At 36.3% G+C, this 17,256-nt stretch carries 15 protein-coding genes; 4 read left to right on the forward strand and 11 right to left on the reverse strand.

The genetic code is table 11. From position 1 onward, the window contains the following. Positions 1–220: 220 nt before the first annotated feature. Complete coding sequence (locus tag CQ046_RS12805) at positions 221–2,455, reverse strand: reprolysin-like metallopeptidase (RefSeq protein ID WP_105702616.1); 2,235 nt, start codon at positions 2,453–2,455, stop codon at positions 221–223. A 335-nt stretch (positions 2,456–2,790) separates the two neighbouring features. Between CQ046_RS12805 and CQ046_RS12810 the strand changes: the two genes are divergently transcribed. The 3 genes from CQ046_RS12810 to CQ046_RS12820 all read left to right on the forward strand — a co-directional run bounded on the left by CQ046_RS12810 (position 2,791) and on the right by CQ046_RS12820 (position 5,246). Then, on the forward strand, positions 2,791–3,309 hold the full coding sequence (locus CQ046_RS12810; RefSeq protein ID WP_105702654.1) for a hypothetical protein: 519 nt from the start codon (positions 2,791–2,793) through the stop codon (positions 3,307–3,309). Between the two features lie 77 nt (positions 3,310–3,386). After that, positions 3,387–4,271: a transketolase gene (locus CQ046_RS12815; protein WP_228406948.1), complete on the forward strand. Its 885-nt coding sequence runs from the start codon at positions 3,387–3,389 to the stop codon at positions 4,269–4,271. Between the two features lie 30 nt (positions 4,272–4,301). Beyond that, positions 4,302–5,246 carry a transketolase family protein gene (locus CQ046_RS12820; protein ID WP_105702618.1) on the forward strand — a complete coding sequence of 315 codons (945 nt, stop codon included), beginning with the start codon at positions 4,302–4,304 and terminating at the stop codon, positions 5,244–5,246. 198 nt (positions 5,247–5,444) lie between these two features. On the opposite strand, the gene CQ046_RS12825 is transcribed toward CQ046_RS12820, so the two are convergent. The 7 genes from CQ046_RS12825 to CQ046_RS12850 form a co-directional block, all read right to left on the reverse strand. Beyond that, complete coding sequence (locus CQ046_RS12825) at positions 5,445–5,960, reverse strand: hypothetical protein (RefSeq protein ID WP_228406946.1); 516 nt, start codon at positions 5,958–5,960, stop codon at positions 5,445–5,447. Continuing rightward, on the reverse strand, positions 5,938–6,417 hold the full coding sequence (locus CQ046_RS12830) for a hypothetical protein (RefSeq protein ID WP_105702619.1): 480 nt from the start codon (positions 6,415–6,417) through the stop codon (positions 5,938–5,940). The genes CQ046_RS12825 and CQ046_RS12830 overlap by 23 nt, the downstream gene beginning before the upstream one ends. A 146-nt stretch (positions 6,418–6,563) precedes the next feature. Then, on the reverse strand, positions 6,564–7,097 hold the full coding sequence (locus CQ046_RS12835) for a DUF4303 domain-containing protein (RefSeq protein WP_105702620.1): 534 nt from the start codon (positions 7,095–7,097) through the stop codon (positions 6,564–6,566). A 97-nt stretch (positions 7,098–7,194) separates the two neighbouring features. Further along, entirely contained in the window at positions 7,195–7,371 is a 177-nt protein-coding gene (locus tag CQ046_RS23575) for a hypothetical protein (protein WP_165790513.1), read from the reverse strand. A 25-nt stretch (positions 7,372–7,396) separates the two neighbouring features. Beyond that, complete coding sequence (locus CQ046_RS12840; protein ID WP_105702621.1) at positions 7,397–8,350, reverse strand: DUF3829 domain-containing protein; 954 nt, start codon at positions 8,348–8,350, stop codon at positions 7,397–7,399. Positions 8,351–8,379: 29 nt separating this feature from the next. Next, positions 8,380–8,841 carry a hypothetical protein gene (locus CQ046_RS12845; RefSeq protein ID WP_105702622.1) on the reverse strand — a complete coding sequence of 154 codons (462 nt, stop codon included), beginning with the start codon at positions 8,839–8,841 and terminating at the stop codon, positions 8,380–8,382. A gap of 18 nt (positions 8,842–8,859) precedes the next feature. Continuing rightward, the gene (locus CQ046_RS12850; protein WP_105702623.1) at positions 8,860–9,180 is read right to left on the reverse strand and encodes an import component protein; all 321 of its coding nucleotides are present in this window, start codon (positions 9,178–9,180) and stop codon (positions 8,860–8,862) included. Between the two features lie 237 nt (positions 9,181–9,417). On the opposite strand from CQ046_RS12850, the gene CQ046_RS12855 reads away from it, so the two are divergent. Then, positions 9,418–11,268, forward strand: coding sequence for a helix-turn-helix transcriptional regulator (locus CQ046_RS12855; RefSeq protein ID WP_105702624.1), 1,851 nt, complete (start codon positions 9,418–9,420; stop codon positions 11,266–11,268). 144 nt (positions 11,269–11,412) lie between these two features. Here CQ046_RS12855 and CQ046_RS12860 read toward each other — a convergent pair whose 3' ends face one another. The 3 genes from CQ046_RS12860 to CQ046_RS12870 all read right to left on the reverse strand — a co-directional run bounded on the left by CQ046_RS12860 (position 11,413) and on the right by CQ046_RS12870 (position 17,255). Further along, positions 11,413–11,790, reverse strand: coding sequence for a hypothetical protein (locus CQ046_RS12860; protein ID WP_105702625.1), 378 nt, complete (start codon positions 11,788–11,790; stop codon positions 11,413–11,415). 69 nt (positions 11,791–11,859) lie between these two features. After that, positions 11,860–12,330: an Lrp/AsnC family transcriptional regulator gene (locus tag CQ046_RS12865; protein WP_034696982.1), complete on the reverse strand. Its 471-nt coding sequence runs from the start codon at positions 12,328–12,330 to the stop codon at positions 11,860–11,862. A 134-nt stretch (positions 12,331–12,464) separates the two neighbouring features. After that, positions 12,465–17,255 (reverse strand): translocation/assembly module TamB, encoded by a 4,791-nt coding sequence (locus tag CQ046_RS12870; RefSeq protein WP_105702626.1) that lies wholly within the window; start codon positions 17,253–17,255, stop codon positions 12,465–12,467. Between the last annotated feature and the right edge of the window lies 1 nt (position 17,256).

Here is a 17,256-nt window from a genome sequence, read left to right on the forward strand (position 1 = left end):
CAAAAGTAAATACTATTATTGATAGAATAATAACCTTAAAATTCACGATAACAATTAAAATTGTTTGTAATTTTATTTTTCTATGGAGCCCAATATAAGCCAGATAATTTAGGCTGCTCCAAGTAATATTGAGTTTTTCACATTATTATTCCAATAAAAAAGGCTATCCTCCATTGAGGACAACCTTTTTTATTGTGACGAATTGATTTGATTGAATTGATTATTCTTTAATCCATTTTACAGTTTTCTCTAAGTTTTTAGATTTAACCTTAATCAGATAGTCCCCTTTAATCAATTGAGATAAGTCAAAAGTACCTGTTTTGTCATGGTTCAGTTTATTATCAGCCTGAGTGAATACTAATTTTCCACTTACATCATAAACTGTAATGTCATACATTTCATTGGTATTAGCAAATTTAATATTCAGAAGCCCTTTACTTGGATTAGGATATACTACGAATACATCTTTATTTGTTGCTGCTTCACCTACCCCTAATGTTTGGGTAATGGTGAAATTGATAGGGTTAATGTTGTAGAAAACATTCGTTTCTGCAGCCACCATAATTCTTGCCTGTGTAGTATTTACGTTAGGAATGGTAATTGTTTCAGAACCATCGTTCGGAGTAGAACCCAAAATCAGCGTAGGATATGTAAGTCCTCCATCTGTTGAAAGGTAAATATTGACCGTAGCAGCATTCACCGGAAATGCAGTGGTATTGGCTACATTCCATGTGATGGTCTGAGTAGAATTACCCGCCCAGCTTACCGCCGTAGTAGGTGCTGTTACAGTGAACGGCCCTGAGTTTCCATCAACGGTAATGATTGCATCATCATTTGAAACTCCTGCACAACCTGCGTTATTATCTCTTACCGTCAGTCTGAACTCCATCGTTCTTGCATAAGATGGTAAAATTTCTCCTTTAGATACAGTGTTATTGATAACATCTGTAATTTTCGGGAAGTATCTGTAAGGAACTGTTACAGGCATAAACGATCTGAATATAGCCGCATTTCCTGTAGGAACATTCCAGTCACTTGCCGGGCCTGCATCATTCTGTTCCCAGCAGTAAGTAAGTGGATTGTTATCTATATCTGAGGCAGATCCTTCTAATCTGAAAGGTGTACTCTTAGGAATTGTATAATCACCTCCCGCATTTACAGTAGGCGCAAAATTGTTGGAAGGAATAGTCACCTGACATGTTGTTGATTGAACTTTCGTCGTAATAGACTGATATGATTTGGTATGGAAGATAGCAATACTGTTGGCGGCAAGGTTATTGACACTACCACAAATTCCGGCATAAGCCATAATTGTAATACCACTTCCCGGTTCTACAGCATTGGCTGCACTACGGTTCCCATTACAACTTCCTGTAGTTGCGTTAAAAGTATGCGGACCTCCAAACTGATGTCCTACTTCATGAGCTACATAATCAATATCGTAAGGATCCCCTACAGGATTACCTGAACCTGTTATTCCTCTTCCTTTATTTGAATTATTACAAATTACTCCTAATCCTGCTAATCCACCACCTCCGGTACTGAAGGTATGTCCGATGTCATAATTGGCATTTCCTATCAATAAGTCAATCTGAGTCTGGCTTTCATTAATCAGTGTATTGGCGTTATTATTTCCAAGAAACGGATCTGAAGTAGCATTGGTAAATACTACATTTACTTCGTTATCCACTAATACTAATCTTGACGCTACTTCCTGCTCATACACTCCGTTTACTCTGTTTACAGAAGTTACAATAGCTGAAAGTGTCTGTGCAACAGTAGGAGTAGCTGTACCCGTTGCTGCTACTGCATATTCTCCTGTACACGCAACAGCAAGCCTGAAAACTCTAATTTGAGTTCCTACGCTTGGAGCTGTGGTTTTTTGAGCGTTTTTTTTTCCAAGTGGAGTGTCGTCCTCATCTTTTACTCCACAAGACCTAGGGTTTTTATCAATTAAATCGCTTTTCTTGTAAATAATATAATTATTAACATCCAGTTTTGCATAAGGATCAATATAGGTATCACCTGCTACAACAGATTTAATCTGAGCATGGAATCCCAGCTCTGTAAAATCAAGCTTTATGGTAGCGTATTTATCATCAATACCTTGTCCTGTAAAGGTAACGATCTGAGGAAACTGACTGGCTAATCCCGGAGCCATCACAGAAGATTTCCAGATTCTGAATTTTGCTTTCGTACCATCAGGCATTGGCAAAACAATAATCGGAGCGTTATCTTTACGATCACTGTCTTTCAATTCCGGAACGGAATTAAAATAACTCTTCATTCCAGCCACATCCAATGTATAAGTCATTGACTTTTCCGGTTGTACTGTCCTGTTTTTAGGATCTGCTTTAATGGACCTCTCACTGATTACCGTAAAAAAGTCCTGGGCTTTCCCGGAGGAAATGGATATTACAAATATCCCCAAGTAAAATAATTGTTTAATTTTCATATATAATGGTATGTAATTTTTATTAATTCAAACAATAAGACCATAAACTAAAGAATAATTAGTTAAAGGTTAATAATTCAAATATAATAGAATTATAAAATTAGTTAAATTAATTCAATTATCACATATCAGAATTAAAAAAAAAGTCCACATTTATTTACAAAAAATCAACGATCCGGCTTAGACAAAGCATTCCACTCAACAAATATTTTTCTTATTCTTATTTTCCGTAAAATAACTGATTTTATAGACTTTTCGTTTTGATTATCTTTGGCATGAAAAATATCAACATCATTCCAAAATTTATCAAAACAAAAAACAGAAACTTAAAAACTATGAAAAAACTAATCTCAATTCTCCTGTTTTCATTAACATTTGGATTCATGAGTGCTCAGGAAAATTTTGAAGTCTCAACATTACGAATCGGACCGTTTAAAGTTTTCATGCCCAAAGTTGAGGCTGAAAAGATAGCCGGAACAAAACTGATAAACTCTGGCGGAGAAAAGAAGAATCTGGTAAAATATAATGGAGAAACCATTCAGATTGATCTTTTTGATAATTATATTAATGAAGCCAATCCAAGCGTTCCTTCCATTACCTATATGACCACTTCGAGTAAAAAATTTAAGACCAAAAGCGGAATCGGGGTGGGAAGTACAAGAGATGATCTGATCAATGCCTATAGAAATTATGCTAACTTCAGTGTACGTCCGGACTGGGATTCTAATGGCAAACCAATTAAAGATACCGGTTATTTTAATCTTGAAGACAGCCAGGCAGGAACGTTGTTAAGTTTTAAATTTGTTAATAATATTGTGACAGAAATTTCCGTTTACCTGAATGAAGGCTGTTAAAAGCGGGAAAATATTCAAATTAATCAAAATCCGGGTTTTTACATCCGGATTTTTGCATTTCCATAAGCCGGTAAAAAATTGTAAATTCGCATGCAAATAAATCAGATATAATGAGTAAAAGTATTGAAGAGTTAAAAACTCTTACTACGCAGATCAGAAGAGACATTTTAAGAATGGTTCATGCTGTAAATTCAGGACACCCGGGTGGCAGCTTAGGTTGTACAGAGTTCTTCACAGCCCTTTACGGAAAGGTAATGAACTATAAACTTCCTTTTACAATGGAAGGCAAAAATGAGGATCATTTTTATCTATCAAACGGACACATTTCTCCGGTATTCTACTCTACTTTAGCAAGATTCGGTTTCTTCCCGGTAGAAGAACTGAGTACTTTCAGAAAATTAGATTCAAGATTACAGGGGCACCCAACTACTCATGAAGGTCTTCCGGGGATCAGAATTGCTTCAGGTTCTCTAGGACAGGGGCTTTCTGTAGCACTTGGAGTGGCTCAAGGTAAAAAATTAGATGGTGATCAGTCTCTTGTTTACTCTCTTCACGGAGATGGTGAGCTTCAGGAAGGTCAGATCTGGGAAGCATTGATGTATGCTTCTGCTAAAAAGGTAGATAATATCATTTCTACTATTGATTATAACGGACGTCAGATTGACGGAGATACAGATGATGTATTAAGTTTAGGAAATCTTCACGCCAAATTAGAGGCATTCGGATGGATTGTTTTGGAAGAAAAGAACGGTAATGATCTTGAAGCTGTTATTGCAATCCTTGAGAAAGCAAAAACAGAAACAGGAAAAGGGAAACCGGTAGCAATTCTTCTTCACACCGAAATGGGTTACGGGGTAGATTATATGATGGGATCTCATGCTTGGCATGGTAAAGCTCCTAATGATGAGCAGTTGGAAACAGCATTCAAGCAATTATACCTAGAAGCTCCGGCTGATTACTAATATCTTAACATCTCGATTAATACAATAAAAATGAAATATACATATACAGAAAAAAAGGACACTCGTTCAGGATTCGGAGCAGGATTAGCAGAACTGGCGGACAAAAACCCTAATGTAGTAGCACTTTGTGCAGACCTTATCGGTTCTTTGAAAATGGAGAAATTCATTGAAAAAGCACCGGAAAGATTTTTTCAGATAGGTATTGCAGAAGCGAACATGATGGGAATTGCTGCTGGTCTTAGCATTACAGGAAAAATTCCTTTCACAGGAACTTTCGCTAACTTCTCTACTTCAAGAGTATATGATCAGATTCGTCAGTCTATCGCTTATTCTAACAAAAATGTGAAAATCTGTGCATCTCACGCAGGTCTTACGTTAGGAGAAGATGGGGCAACTCACCAGGTTCTTGAAGATATCGGTATGATGAAAATGCTTCCTGGAATGACAGTGATCAATACTTGTGACTACAACCAGACCAAAGCTGCTACATTAGCCATTGCAGATTTTGAAGGTCCTGTATATTTAAGATTCGGAAGACCGGTAGTTCCTGTATTCATTCCGGAAGATATGCCTTTCGAAATCGGAAAAGGAATTTTACTTCAGGAAGGTACTGATGTAACGATTGTGGCAACAGGACACCTTGTATGGGAATCTCTTGTAGCTGCTGATGAGCTTGAGAAAGAAGGTATTTCTTGTGAGGTTATCAACATCCACACGATCAAGCCTCTTGATGAAGAAATCATTTTAAAATCTGTTGAAAAAACAGGTAAGATTGTAACTGCTGAGGAGCATAACTACCTTGGAGGTTTAGGAGAATCTGTTGCAGGTATGCTTGCTAGAAAAAGACCTACAAAACAGGAATTTGTAGCAGTAAATGATACTTTCGGAGAGTCTGCAACACCAGCAGAGCTTATGAAAAAGTACAAAATTGATTCTGCTGCAGTAAAAGAAGCTGTAAAAAGAATTTTAGCTTAATATAAGCTATTTTACATAGATAAAACTCGGCGGTTTCTTCGAAACCGCCGAGTTTTTTTTATTGAGTAGTAAAAGTTGATTATTTGCTGCGTATAAACCACCCTGTCAAAAATTCTTTGAATTTCTGCCACCCTCCAGAAGAGGGAAATGGTTATACCTCAATTCTTCATCGTATTAGTTTTTACCCTTTATTATTTATTATTCTTCCTTATTCAAGGGAATTCCTACGGCTATCAGAACAGGAAACAGTATTTTTTCTACATATTCATCTTCTCTTTTGCTGGAAGCTTTTGACCCTGAAAAATAATTACTAATTCTGTAGTTTTTCACAAACTGATTTCTCTTTTTCCCAATTGAATAATAATATCCTCCTCTTTCGTCATTCACGAAATAGGTCATTTCATCAAAATTCATCAGCTTTTTGGAGAGTAAAAGTTTCCTGTAAATACACTTTTCTGATTTATCAAAAATAAATTTCACCGGAATTCTGAACAACAGATCAAAAAGAAGGTAGATCATATAAACAGACCAAAATCCTATTGCGATTTTAAACTGATCTTCGGACATTTTATCCATAAAATAGTAGATAATCACAGGAAGCGCAATGATTCCCAATGCCAGCCACCATACCAAAGTCCGCAGGAAACTGTAATTGGGCATAAAGCTTATTTCGCTTCCGTTTTCTTCAAACTTATACCGGTCTCTGGTGTCCATTTTCAGGAGTATTGACGTTCAAAATATCCTCTGTTTCGTTGACCATCTTCTGAATTCCTTTCTGAGTAAGCGCCTGGCCTATCGTAAGTTGTTTTTCTTTACCATCCACTTCAAAATACATAGACAGCATTACATTCGTGGTGATAAATCCCATGTATTTGGTTGCTATCACATGGAAATTTCTGAAATTTTCAATAGGATATGTTCTTGTCGGAACAAAAATGGAGTGCTTTCCGGTAATGGTTTTACGATCCGTATCAATGATGAATTTCTTGGTGAAAAAATTGAGGACAATCAATGCGACTACAGCAAAAATAACATAGCTCCCGATTCTTACACTGTTAAAAATTAATCCTGCAACGATCAGAAAAATGATACAGAGCAAAGTGATAAATACCGGCTGGTTTTTAAAAATATATTGGTTTCCTTCCTGTTTGTAAAAGTTATAGTTATTCATAATTAAAGTGATTATTCTTGATATTTTGGTGTGAGATATATTATTAGTCAATTGATGAAATTTGTATTTGATAAAAGGCTTCTGAGACAATTATTTTATCTGGCTTCATATGTATATTTAAAGTGTTTTTTTAGTTCCCCATTCTTTTAATTGCCCCAGGTAGCCATCCAGTCCAGATATTCACTTTTATATTCATTATCATTAAGTCTGATAATGAGATCCTGCAGATCTTTTTTCTCAAACTCATCATCTGAAACTGTAAAAATCAGGAACACCTCCTTTCCTGTAATATTGGTAAAAAAGTTTTCATTTTTAAGTTTTTCCAAAACTTCAATACAGATGGAATATAACTTCTTCTGAAAACCTTCAAACCAATGATCATCGTCATCATGCTTATAAAGTTCTGTTCTCAGCTGGGTACATATGTCATTGAAATCTTCATCGGCACCCTCCATTTCATACGTCCATTCTGCCGGTTCATATTTATAATAAAGAGCATCCTCTTCATCTGTATTTTCCATTGCTTTCATTGTATTGGCTGCAGGACATACCGTCATTGCGCCTTCGTCGCTGTACAATGCAAAACTGTAGACCCCTTCTGCTCCATGCTTTTCATACACTTCTAAAAAAGCTTTCTTGGCAGCGTCTTCTATCTGCTGTTTCAAAATTTCAAAATCCATGCTTCTTTCTTTTTTAAAATGGGCGGTAAAAATACCTTTATCCGGTCAAATCAGCACCTTATATTCTTAGAAAGGCTGTTCAATTTCACGATTATGGCTATCTGTTTTTATTATACAAGATCAATCCAGGGATTAAAATAGCTGCTCCAAGCAGTATAGGAGGTAATTCTCCATATTTGAATAACCAGGAAGCTTCTCTGGATGGTCCAATTTTAATCACCACTACCAGGCAGAAGCCTATTAATATCAGAATAATTCCAATAATCTTTTTCATAGTATTAAGTTTAATTATGAGTAAATTAGTCTACAAAAGTGTTATAACGATCAAGAACATAGCCTGCTTCTTTTTCCAGATCATCAAGATTACTGTTCAGTTCCTGACTATTTTCATTCATGCTTCGCTGAACAATCCGCATTTTGCCCAGAAAATCATTCACAGAATTATTGAATGCCTGATAACTGCTTTCTTTTTGTTTTTCCGAAGACGGAATCTTTTCGTTGATATTCCTGTTGTATAATTTTTCCATCTGCTGATATTGCTGGGAAAATTTGTTTTTGTAGGCATTCATATCCGTTACCTTATAAGAATCATCAATGATCTTTTGAGCCAGTTCCATTGTTTCTCTGGATTGGAGAATCTGTGTTTTAAGCGGATAATCCTTGAGGGTTTCTATTTCTGCTTTATCTGCCTTGGGTGAAAGTTTTGCAAACAGCTCACTTGCTGCAGTTCGGTTTTTCTGGATAAGTTTTTTTGCTTTTTCAGTGATCTCGGTTACTTTTTTTCCTTTATCATCTTTCCAGTCCTCGGCTTCTTTATAGGTTTCTAATTCTTTCTTCAGAGTTTCAAGTTGAGCCGTTGTATCTTTCATTGTATCAACTAAACCCTGAAATTCTTTCCCTAGTACATCCGGAGCCTTCAGTTCCTGATGGGAATACATCATGATGGTAGGAGTAAAAGTAGGTGAAATTCTGGAAAACTGCGGATTGGCAGTGGCATTCTTCACAAATTCATCCATCTGGATTAATGAATTCTGAAGATTTTTGATAAACTCTGACTGGGCATCATCCATTTTTACCACTTTATTATTAAAGGAAATAATATCCCTGTTGGTATCTCCGGAATTAACACTGAAAGGATTTATCTGTTTGCTCTCATTCTGCGAGAGTTTTTCTTTCATCTTTTCCAGTTTGTCACATGAGATGACAGAAAAATTCAGGAAAAGCATTCCGGCTATAATTATTGATCTTTTCATAGTTCTGTATTCAATTGTAATAGGTGTTTTTATCTGATTTTCACATTCACATCTTCAAGTTCATTGGTGATTTCCTGCATCATTCTTTTGCTAAAAGACTGCGATATTAAAGGACGTTTAAAATTTGATACATTTTTAAAATTAGCATACAGATAACATCCTATGGGAATAAATCCCACCCGGAATGCATGCACCTCAAAGCCTTCAAAATCTTCCATTTTGTAAATGAATTTCTTCCGGACCAAACCGCTATTCATTACTGTAAGAAGCTGATTTTGTGTATCAAAATTAACTTTCGGTGGAATAAAAGAAACAATGGTGAGCAATAATGAAAAGATGAGCAAAACAATTCCTGTTTTCAGATAATTGGTATTGATGATCAGAAATACAGAAATACAAACCCAGGCTACTACTATAACATGCTGAAATGATATATACTGCTTCACCTGATATCCTGAACCTTCTTGTTTTAAATGTTTAAAATCCTTCATATTCAGAAATTTCAAAAATTATCCAATGAAAGAGAACTTGCCTTCAAACATTTTCCCGATCAATGGTAAAGGTTTTTCAACATTATTGGCTGCATTAATGATTCCGATGATCATCAATACCAAGGGAATAAACCCAAATATCCCAAGAATTCCGATTTTGGTGACCATCATCAGGATATTGAGAATAATGGAGAGTACAATCGAAAAAATAATCAATCCTAAAGACTGCTTCAGGTGATATTTTAAAAGACTGTTCGATTTTTCTTTTCCGATAACAAAAGAAATCAACCACCCGAAAAGGGTAATGTAAGAAACAATAGATAATGCTTTGTTGTCCATAGCTGTAAAATTTTAATTAATATTCTTTGATTTTCTCTGGTTCAAAATTGCATCAGAAAAATATTCCAGACTTCATTTCTGCAACTACAAAACACCTTCAACTCAAAATACCAATGACTACAAAACGTCTACAAAAACAAACAACAAACTAATTAACAACAACTTACACACACTCCATCTATACACTTTTTTAGATAGAAAATTGACGAATGTCTACAATTTTTGTACTTTCACCCTATGAAATTAAAGTACTTACTTATCTATTGTATACTTTTTATCTGCACCTTATATCCCGCACAGAATACATTGATTGATGGTCTTAAAAACCAATTGAGCGGAAATGATATTTCAACTGCAGAAAAATTCAGAATTTACAATGAGCTTACCGAATATTACAGAGTAAGTGATCAGTATCCTACAGCTGAAAAATATGTTCAGCAGCAGCTGGAACTTGCTCAAAAGCAAAATAACTATGCTGAACAGGTAAAAGCTCTGACCCAAAAAGGAATCATTAAGCTAAATCAATCTAAGTACGATAAAGTGCCTTCCCTCATAGATGAATCCAATGCTATTGCTCAAAAGAGTAATGATAAAATAGCTTCATTGTACGCTAGCTATCTGAATATTTATTATAACAACGCGTTAGGCAAGCCTGAAAACACCATTAAACTCATTCAAAAAACACTTCCACTTGTTGAAAAACAGTCTTCGGAAATAATATTGAATGCCAAGCTAAATTATATCCTTTACGGAATTTACACGGAATGGAACGATGCTGAAAATGCTACCAAATATGCTAAAAAAGCCATCGATCTTGCTGAAAAATCTGATAACAAAAATTTATTAAGCTCTGCCTATTCTGCCCTTGCTGTATGTTATTCTTTTCAATATGAAAAAACAGGTGACCTGAAAGATCTGAAACCCGTAATAGAAATGTGCAAAAAGGCAGGAGCCCTGTATCACCAGTTTCCGGGACATGTTTCAGCACATGTGCAGGCCATGGCATTGTTGAATCTTATTAATTATTATCTGAATTATCCTGTAATGACTCCGGAAATCCGTTCTGAAATTCAGAATAATGCTAACGAGATCCTGACTCTTACCCAACATACGACTCTCAATCAGGGTATGCAGGCAGGGGCACTTGGTATTTTGAGCAATCTTGCTACACGAGATCATAATAATACTTTAGCTGAACAATATCTTCTGAAAGCTGAACAGATTCTTCTCACTCAGCAGCCGGTTTATTACCATGTGATGATCAACGTAGTGAGAGATCTTGCCAAGCTCTATGCTGAACAAAAAAATTATCAGAAAGCTTTTGAATATGAATCAAAAGTAACGGAATACAGTAATCTTCTCTTTGATGAAGGACAGGCTGAAACCGCCAAAAGACTTGAAGCCCAATATCAGTCCCAGAGAAAAGAATCGGAACTTAAAGCTCTCACCGAGAAAACTGCCAGCCTGAAAAAAGAAAAACTACTGTATATCAGTTTGGGAATTATCGGATTAATTGGTGCATTTTTTATGTTCCGTTCTTATCATTTTAAGCTGCGTTATTCTATTGAAAGGGAAAATAAGCTTGATACGGAAAAGCATGAAGCCGAAATGCAGATCAAACTTCAGGAAGAAGAACAAGCCAGATTAAAAGCTGAACAGGAACTTCTTACGCTTCAACAGCAAAAACTTCAAAGTGAGGTATTGGCAAGCCAGCTTCATATTCAGCATAAAAATGAGGTTCTGCAACAGCTTCAGACCCAGCTTTCTGATACGGACATCAATATTCATCAGGTTGTAAGGGGAGAAAACCGTGTAGATAATGATTTTGAAAAGATCAGATTTACGATTCAGGAACTGCATCCGGACTTCTTTAAAAACATCAATGAAAAGGCAAAACAAAAACTGACCACTTTAGACCTGAAATACTGTGCCTACCTCTATCTTGGTATGGATACAAAACAGATTGCCAATCTTCTTAGTGTAGAACCCAAAAGTGTAAGGATGACCAAATACCGTCTGAAGAAGAAGTTTGGACTGGATGAAAATACGGCGTTAGAATCTTTTTTTCAGGGTGTGTTTTCTGAGTAAACAATAACAAGGCATTTTATTAGGCTTCTGAACTTATTTTTAAGAGCTTTTTTAATCTATTTGGTATAACTTATCTAATTCAAAAACCGCTTTTAAATAGGATTTAAAAGCGGTTTTTTATGTGAGTACATATTGATTATGTTCTTATTTAAAAAACTTCCATTTCGGGATAATGGCAAGCATACCGAATCCCGTGAAAAGGAAAAGATTGGTAACATCCGTATACAAAAATGTAGACAGATAGTAATTATGCATAAAGAAGTGCAGTACCAGTAAAGCAGGAAACATAAAGATCCCTATTTTTCGGTAAAAAAACATCAGTACCAATCCGATCATCATCAGCACGTCAATTGAAAAAATAACATAGAAATACCATCTTGGAATCTGCAGATATTCATGCTGCAGATATTCATCCACATCAATTCCCAATCCCATTATGGTAAACAACATTAAAGCTGCAAATGCCAGTACAAATCCCCATCCCTTCTTCGGATCTTCGTCAAAATAGCTGTATTCTTCCATACCTACTAAAATAAAGAACTTATGAGAGATTTCATAAGTTCTTTTATAATTATTCGTTTAAAATTTGACTTACACAGAGATAGCGTTGATCAGTCTGTTTTTGTCACTTAAGAATTCTTCCATAGAAATCATACTCTCAGTTCTCATTACATCCTGAATGTCATCTATTTGGTAAATAATTCTTTTAGCATCATCAGTATTCTTAGCTCTTACTTTACAGAAAATATTATATTTTCCGGAAATAACGCTAGCCTCGATTACGTTAGGTAAAGTTGACAATTCTTTCAATACTTCCTGAGTACGGTTTGATTTTGTCAAAAGGATACCTATGAAAGCTGTGAAATGATAATCAAGCTTACCATAATCGATATTAAGAGATGATCCCAAAATAATACCTGCATCTTCCATCTTTTTCACTCTTACGTGAATTGTTCCAGCAGAAACATCCATCTGCTTTGCAATTTCTGTAAAAGGCATTCTTGTGTTTTCTACTAAGAAATCAAGAATCTTCTTGTCTATTTCGTCCAGTTGATAGTTCATATTAGTTAAATTACAATTTCTTTAAAAAACCTATGTATTTTTTGCAAATTTACGAAAAATAATTTAACTAAGAAATACATATCAAATATTAACAATAATTAACACAGATGATAAAAATCATTAAAATATTCTAATTATTTAGCATTTGATTTTATAGAATCTGTTTTTATTTCACCTTTTGCATCTGTAGTTTTTTTGTCTTTTTTCTTCTTTTTAAACAAAGAATTGAAGCTTTTACTCCACACTACCCCTCCTCCATAGGCTTGATTTGCAGAACCGTTTGTACTCACCATTCCGATGTTCGTAGGTTTGGAATAAGCACGTATTACCAGCGTACCATCATTCTTCTTCGATAAGTCGTACTCTACAGAGCCTTCTGTAGACAAATAGTTGTTCTGTGCGCCATCTGTTTTGGATAGTGGAATACCCAAACCGGTTTTTATATTGACTCTTGGGGAAAGGGCTACGCTTACTCCGGCATTGGCTCTGTCTCCAAAGTTGGAATTCTGATCTCCTTTTACATAATTAAGGTCAATCTGGAATTCATTACTCATTGTATTAAGTACCGAACCTAATTGCTTCAAGAGCATATTGTACCCTGAAGATTCTGCTACGTTTCCTACATTTACATCCACTCCACCTGTATTTGATACGTTGAAAGTACTCAATAGTAATACAGATCCAAACTGAAGAACCTTCTCTCCTTCCTGGCTCATTTTTGCAGCAAGGGTTTCTCTTACCTGGCTGGAAACATCCATAGCCGTCACATTAAGATCAATCTGAGGGTCTACCAACGACTGGGTAATGTGAGCCTGCAACAGAATACTGATAGGCTGTAATTTACCCATACTCAGATATTCTCCGGCATTGGAAACCATTCTTATATAGTTAGCATTAATATCCAACGTCGGCTTCATCGCATCACCATCCCATCTGATGCTGCTGTTTCTTTCAATCTGGAACGTTTTATTAAGAATCGCCTTAGAGACAAATGTTCCGTTATCTACTTTATAGGTACCACTCATGGCAATATTCCCTTGTCTGTTCATATGGAACCTCAGCGGATCGGCAGATCCTTTTACGGTAATATTTCCAACATCATCTCCTACCAGTACATTTACGGTAGTTCCTTTATCTACAGCCAGATTGAAATCAATATTCATATTGGCTCCGGTTTTCTTTTTTTCTTCCAGGGTAATTAAACCGTCTTTTCCTTCTTTCAGGAACCTCAGCATTTTAAATTCTTCAACATTGGAAGTGGAACTGGAGTTGAAGGTAAAGGTACTTCCGTTAAGCGCTTTCATATTGGGAGTTGTGATACTCAATCCTGAAACAGGTCCATCCACGTACAAATCTCCCTGTCCGTAAACTCTACCCCAGAACAGGTCAAAATCTTTCTGGGTAGTATTTAACATCAAAAGGTTGTCTGCTCTCATTACGAGAGATACCCCCATTGAAGAAAGGGTTTCAAACTGAATCGCCCCAGAGACATTCCCTTTGGAATTGGTTCTTCCATCGTGTACCTCAATATTGTTAAGGATAGCAAGCCCTTTGGTCAGCTGTATCACTGTATCATCAAAAGAATAATCTACTCCTGTAAATAAAAGCTTTAATCCAAAATCTTTTAACGCGATATCACCATTATAATCCAGGTTATTCAGTTTTCCGTTAATTTTAAGATCTCCGGTAGCTTTTCCGCGAAGGTTCCCGAAAATAGTCTGTACGAACTGCTGTGTAAATGACAGGTCAAAATCACGCATTTCTGCGGTAAGATCAATGATTGGAGAAGAAGTGTTATTATTAACCGTTCCCGTTAAATTAAGGCTGTTATTGCCTAAAACTCCTGCAGAGTGCACTTTTACATCAATATCATAAACATTCAGTGAGAAACCATTGGTAGCAGAAATAGAGATATCTCCCATATCATTACCATTCATCTTAATAGCATCAATATTAAGATCTACCAATGGCTGCAGGGTACTTTTATCCATTTTGATCTTGACGCTTCCGTTAGCAAGACCTTTTATATCCATTGTATTTCCTCCGGACTGCATCTCCAGAAGTTTTTCTATAGCAAAATCATTGATGTCGGCATCTACATAAAAGTCTTTTGCTGATTTAAACTGTGCTTCTTTAATAAATAAGGCACTTTTATCAGAATATACTCTCAGATTTCTGATATCAAAGTCTCCGGTGTTCCTTCTATAGGTAATAGAATGGTTCAGTTCCGGGCTTGTATCTATTGCCCAGGTTACCTCATTGAATTTTACTTCCGTAGGTTCAAATCTGAACACATAGTCGCCAGCCGCATCAGTAGACTGATCTACATTAATGGCATATTCTTTAAGCTTCTCATTCAACTCATCATCAGGACTTCCATGCTTAAATGTAGTTGCTAAATGAAGTGTATTTCCATTCTCATTATTCCCTTTCAGCTCAAAGTCTTTGATCACATTTTTATTATAGAGAACCCTGTTGATCCTTGCATACAACTGCTGGTTAAGATCTGCTGTGTTAATTCTAACCTTAACACTATCCACCATTGCACTGTCTCTGTTGATATTCTTTCGGTCATTAATTTTATAATCAGGATTGGAAGATGCCAGTGCCTTATCAGCCTCTGTAATTTCTTCCTCTTTCGTCATCATATATTTCAGAGAGGCTGCATCCAGATTCAGAATCAGATTGTTTGAATCTCCATTATATTCTCCTTCCACAACAGCTCCCTGAGGCAATTTTAGTTCAGGTAAAAAATAATTGACCAATCCTTGCTGAACATCAAATTTCAGGGCAAAATTCTGTCCGCGGTATAGCTTTCTCGGCGGTGGTCCTACCAGGATTCTTCCTACTCCGTTTTCTACCATTCCGGCAAGGTCTGCAAGACTATATCTTCCTGATATTTTACCGGTAGCAGCTCCCGGAGCATCTACATCAATCACACGGCCTCCCGCTTCTACAAAAGTTTTTAATTTGGCATTCGGGATATTATATTTTTGAGTTGCCGTAGCAAAATTCAGATTATTGGCATTCACATCTAAAGTAAGATCGTTGATAGAAGACATGGCCATTTTCCCTTCAACCTGACCGCTTACCACCTGGCTGCCGGGTTTATTGGTAAAATAGTTCATGTTCAGGTAAGTGACATCTGCATTCACATCCATGGAAACCCTTGAAGTACTGAAATCTATTAATCCTTTGATGGTAGCTTTTGCCTGCTCATCATTAACGGTAATCAATCCGTTGTATTTCTTATGATCCAATAATCCGTCAAGGTATAGATTATTGATCGTTTTATCCATTATTTCAACACTTGCAATCTGAGATTTAGTGGTCAGACGCATCGTATTGACATCAAAGCTTTGCCCGTTAAGATCAAATTTACCTGAAATCAAGCCCACTGTTTTATTTTTTGTAATAACAGAGGTGTTAAGATCCTTTACATCAAGGTAACCAGAATATTTTGGCATTGCAGTGCTGTAGCCTGTTAAGGTAAGCTTGGATATTTTAGCCTGCCCTATTCCGGTTATTAAGTTTCCGTTATCCACATAGATCTGATCAGGATTTACTTTGGCTGTTCCGTTATATTTTAGTTTCCCAAAGTCGTCCGCAAAGTTCTTCATCTTTTTGGAGATAAAAGAAGGCATCATTGCTTTTAAATCTTTGTAGGTAAAATCTGTGGAAAGATCTTTTGTTTCTATGGAAAAATGTCCTTTCAACAGATTATCAACCTTCATTGTTTTGGTTGCAATATTAACGTCAGGATTTCTGATCAGGAAATTTTCCAGATGGAATTTATTCAAAGGTCCTGTCATTTTCCCTGCAAGATTGAATGGCTTGATATTATCCCAGTTCGTTACAAAATAACTGATATCATAACCGCTTAGCTGGCTTCCTTGCTGGATATTCATATCCCAACGCACCCTATCTGCAAAATCTGCCCAGGATCCGTCATGAAGATTAAATTTAATATCTCCCTGAAGTAAGCTATGATCTGTATTCAGTGTAAGGTCTTTTAACGACAAAAACTGCTTCGTGAGAGACAGTTCTGTTGAAAAAGTATCCACAAAATGGGATTTTCCCCATCTTGAGGTTACGAATGACATATTATTGATCAACGCCGAAACATTCGGGCCATTGACTTTTACGTTCGGTGCTTTTAAGTTGAACTTAGTTGCTGTCAGCCATTTTCCCTGTTCTCCGGGAGAATTTTCATTGACGATGGAAACTTTAGAATCAATAATCTGAATTCTGGAATTCAGCTGAAAAGGAGGTTTTTTCGGGTCTCTTTTCTTCCCGTTGTCAAACAGGTCTACAAATCTGACAAAGTTTGAGATACTGTCTCCTTTATAGGTAATTACTTTCACATCAGCATTGACAAGAGCAAGAGAGTTAAAGCTTAAAGAATTACTATTTCCTGAGATGGCATTTACTGCCAGAGATATCCAGTCTGAATCTGCCCGAAACTCGCGGGCTGTAATGAAATTAAATCCTTTATAATCTTTTACTTTTAAACCTTTTATCGTTACATCACCGAAGTAATTAACGTCTACACTTTCTGTGGTAAATCCAGATTTAAAATCATTATTAACAAGCTTTAGAGCCTGATCTGCTGCCCATTGTTTCGTTACCGGAAGATTGATGGCAATAAGAACTCCGCCCACAAGAAAAATACCCAGCCAGAAGAGAATCAGGAGAAGTTTTGCCCACCAGGTATAGCTGGTAACATCCTTCACAGCCTGTTTACCAAACTCTTCAGCTGTTTCCACAGGATGATGTATGGCATCTGAGGCCAGCTCAGATGCTTCTTTTACTGTTTCCCTTACTTTCCCCTCTACATTTTCAACAGTTTTCTGTACCTGATCCCCTAGGTTTTCAGCTACAGATTTTTTATTCTCATTCTCGTTATTATTCTCTAACTTTGCCATT

It is taken from the genome of Chryseobacterium sp. MYb7, from assembly GCF_002979455.1.
Classification (GTDB): domain Bacteria; phylum Bacteroidota; class Bacteroidia; order Flavobacteriales; family Weeksellaceae; genus Chryseobacterium.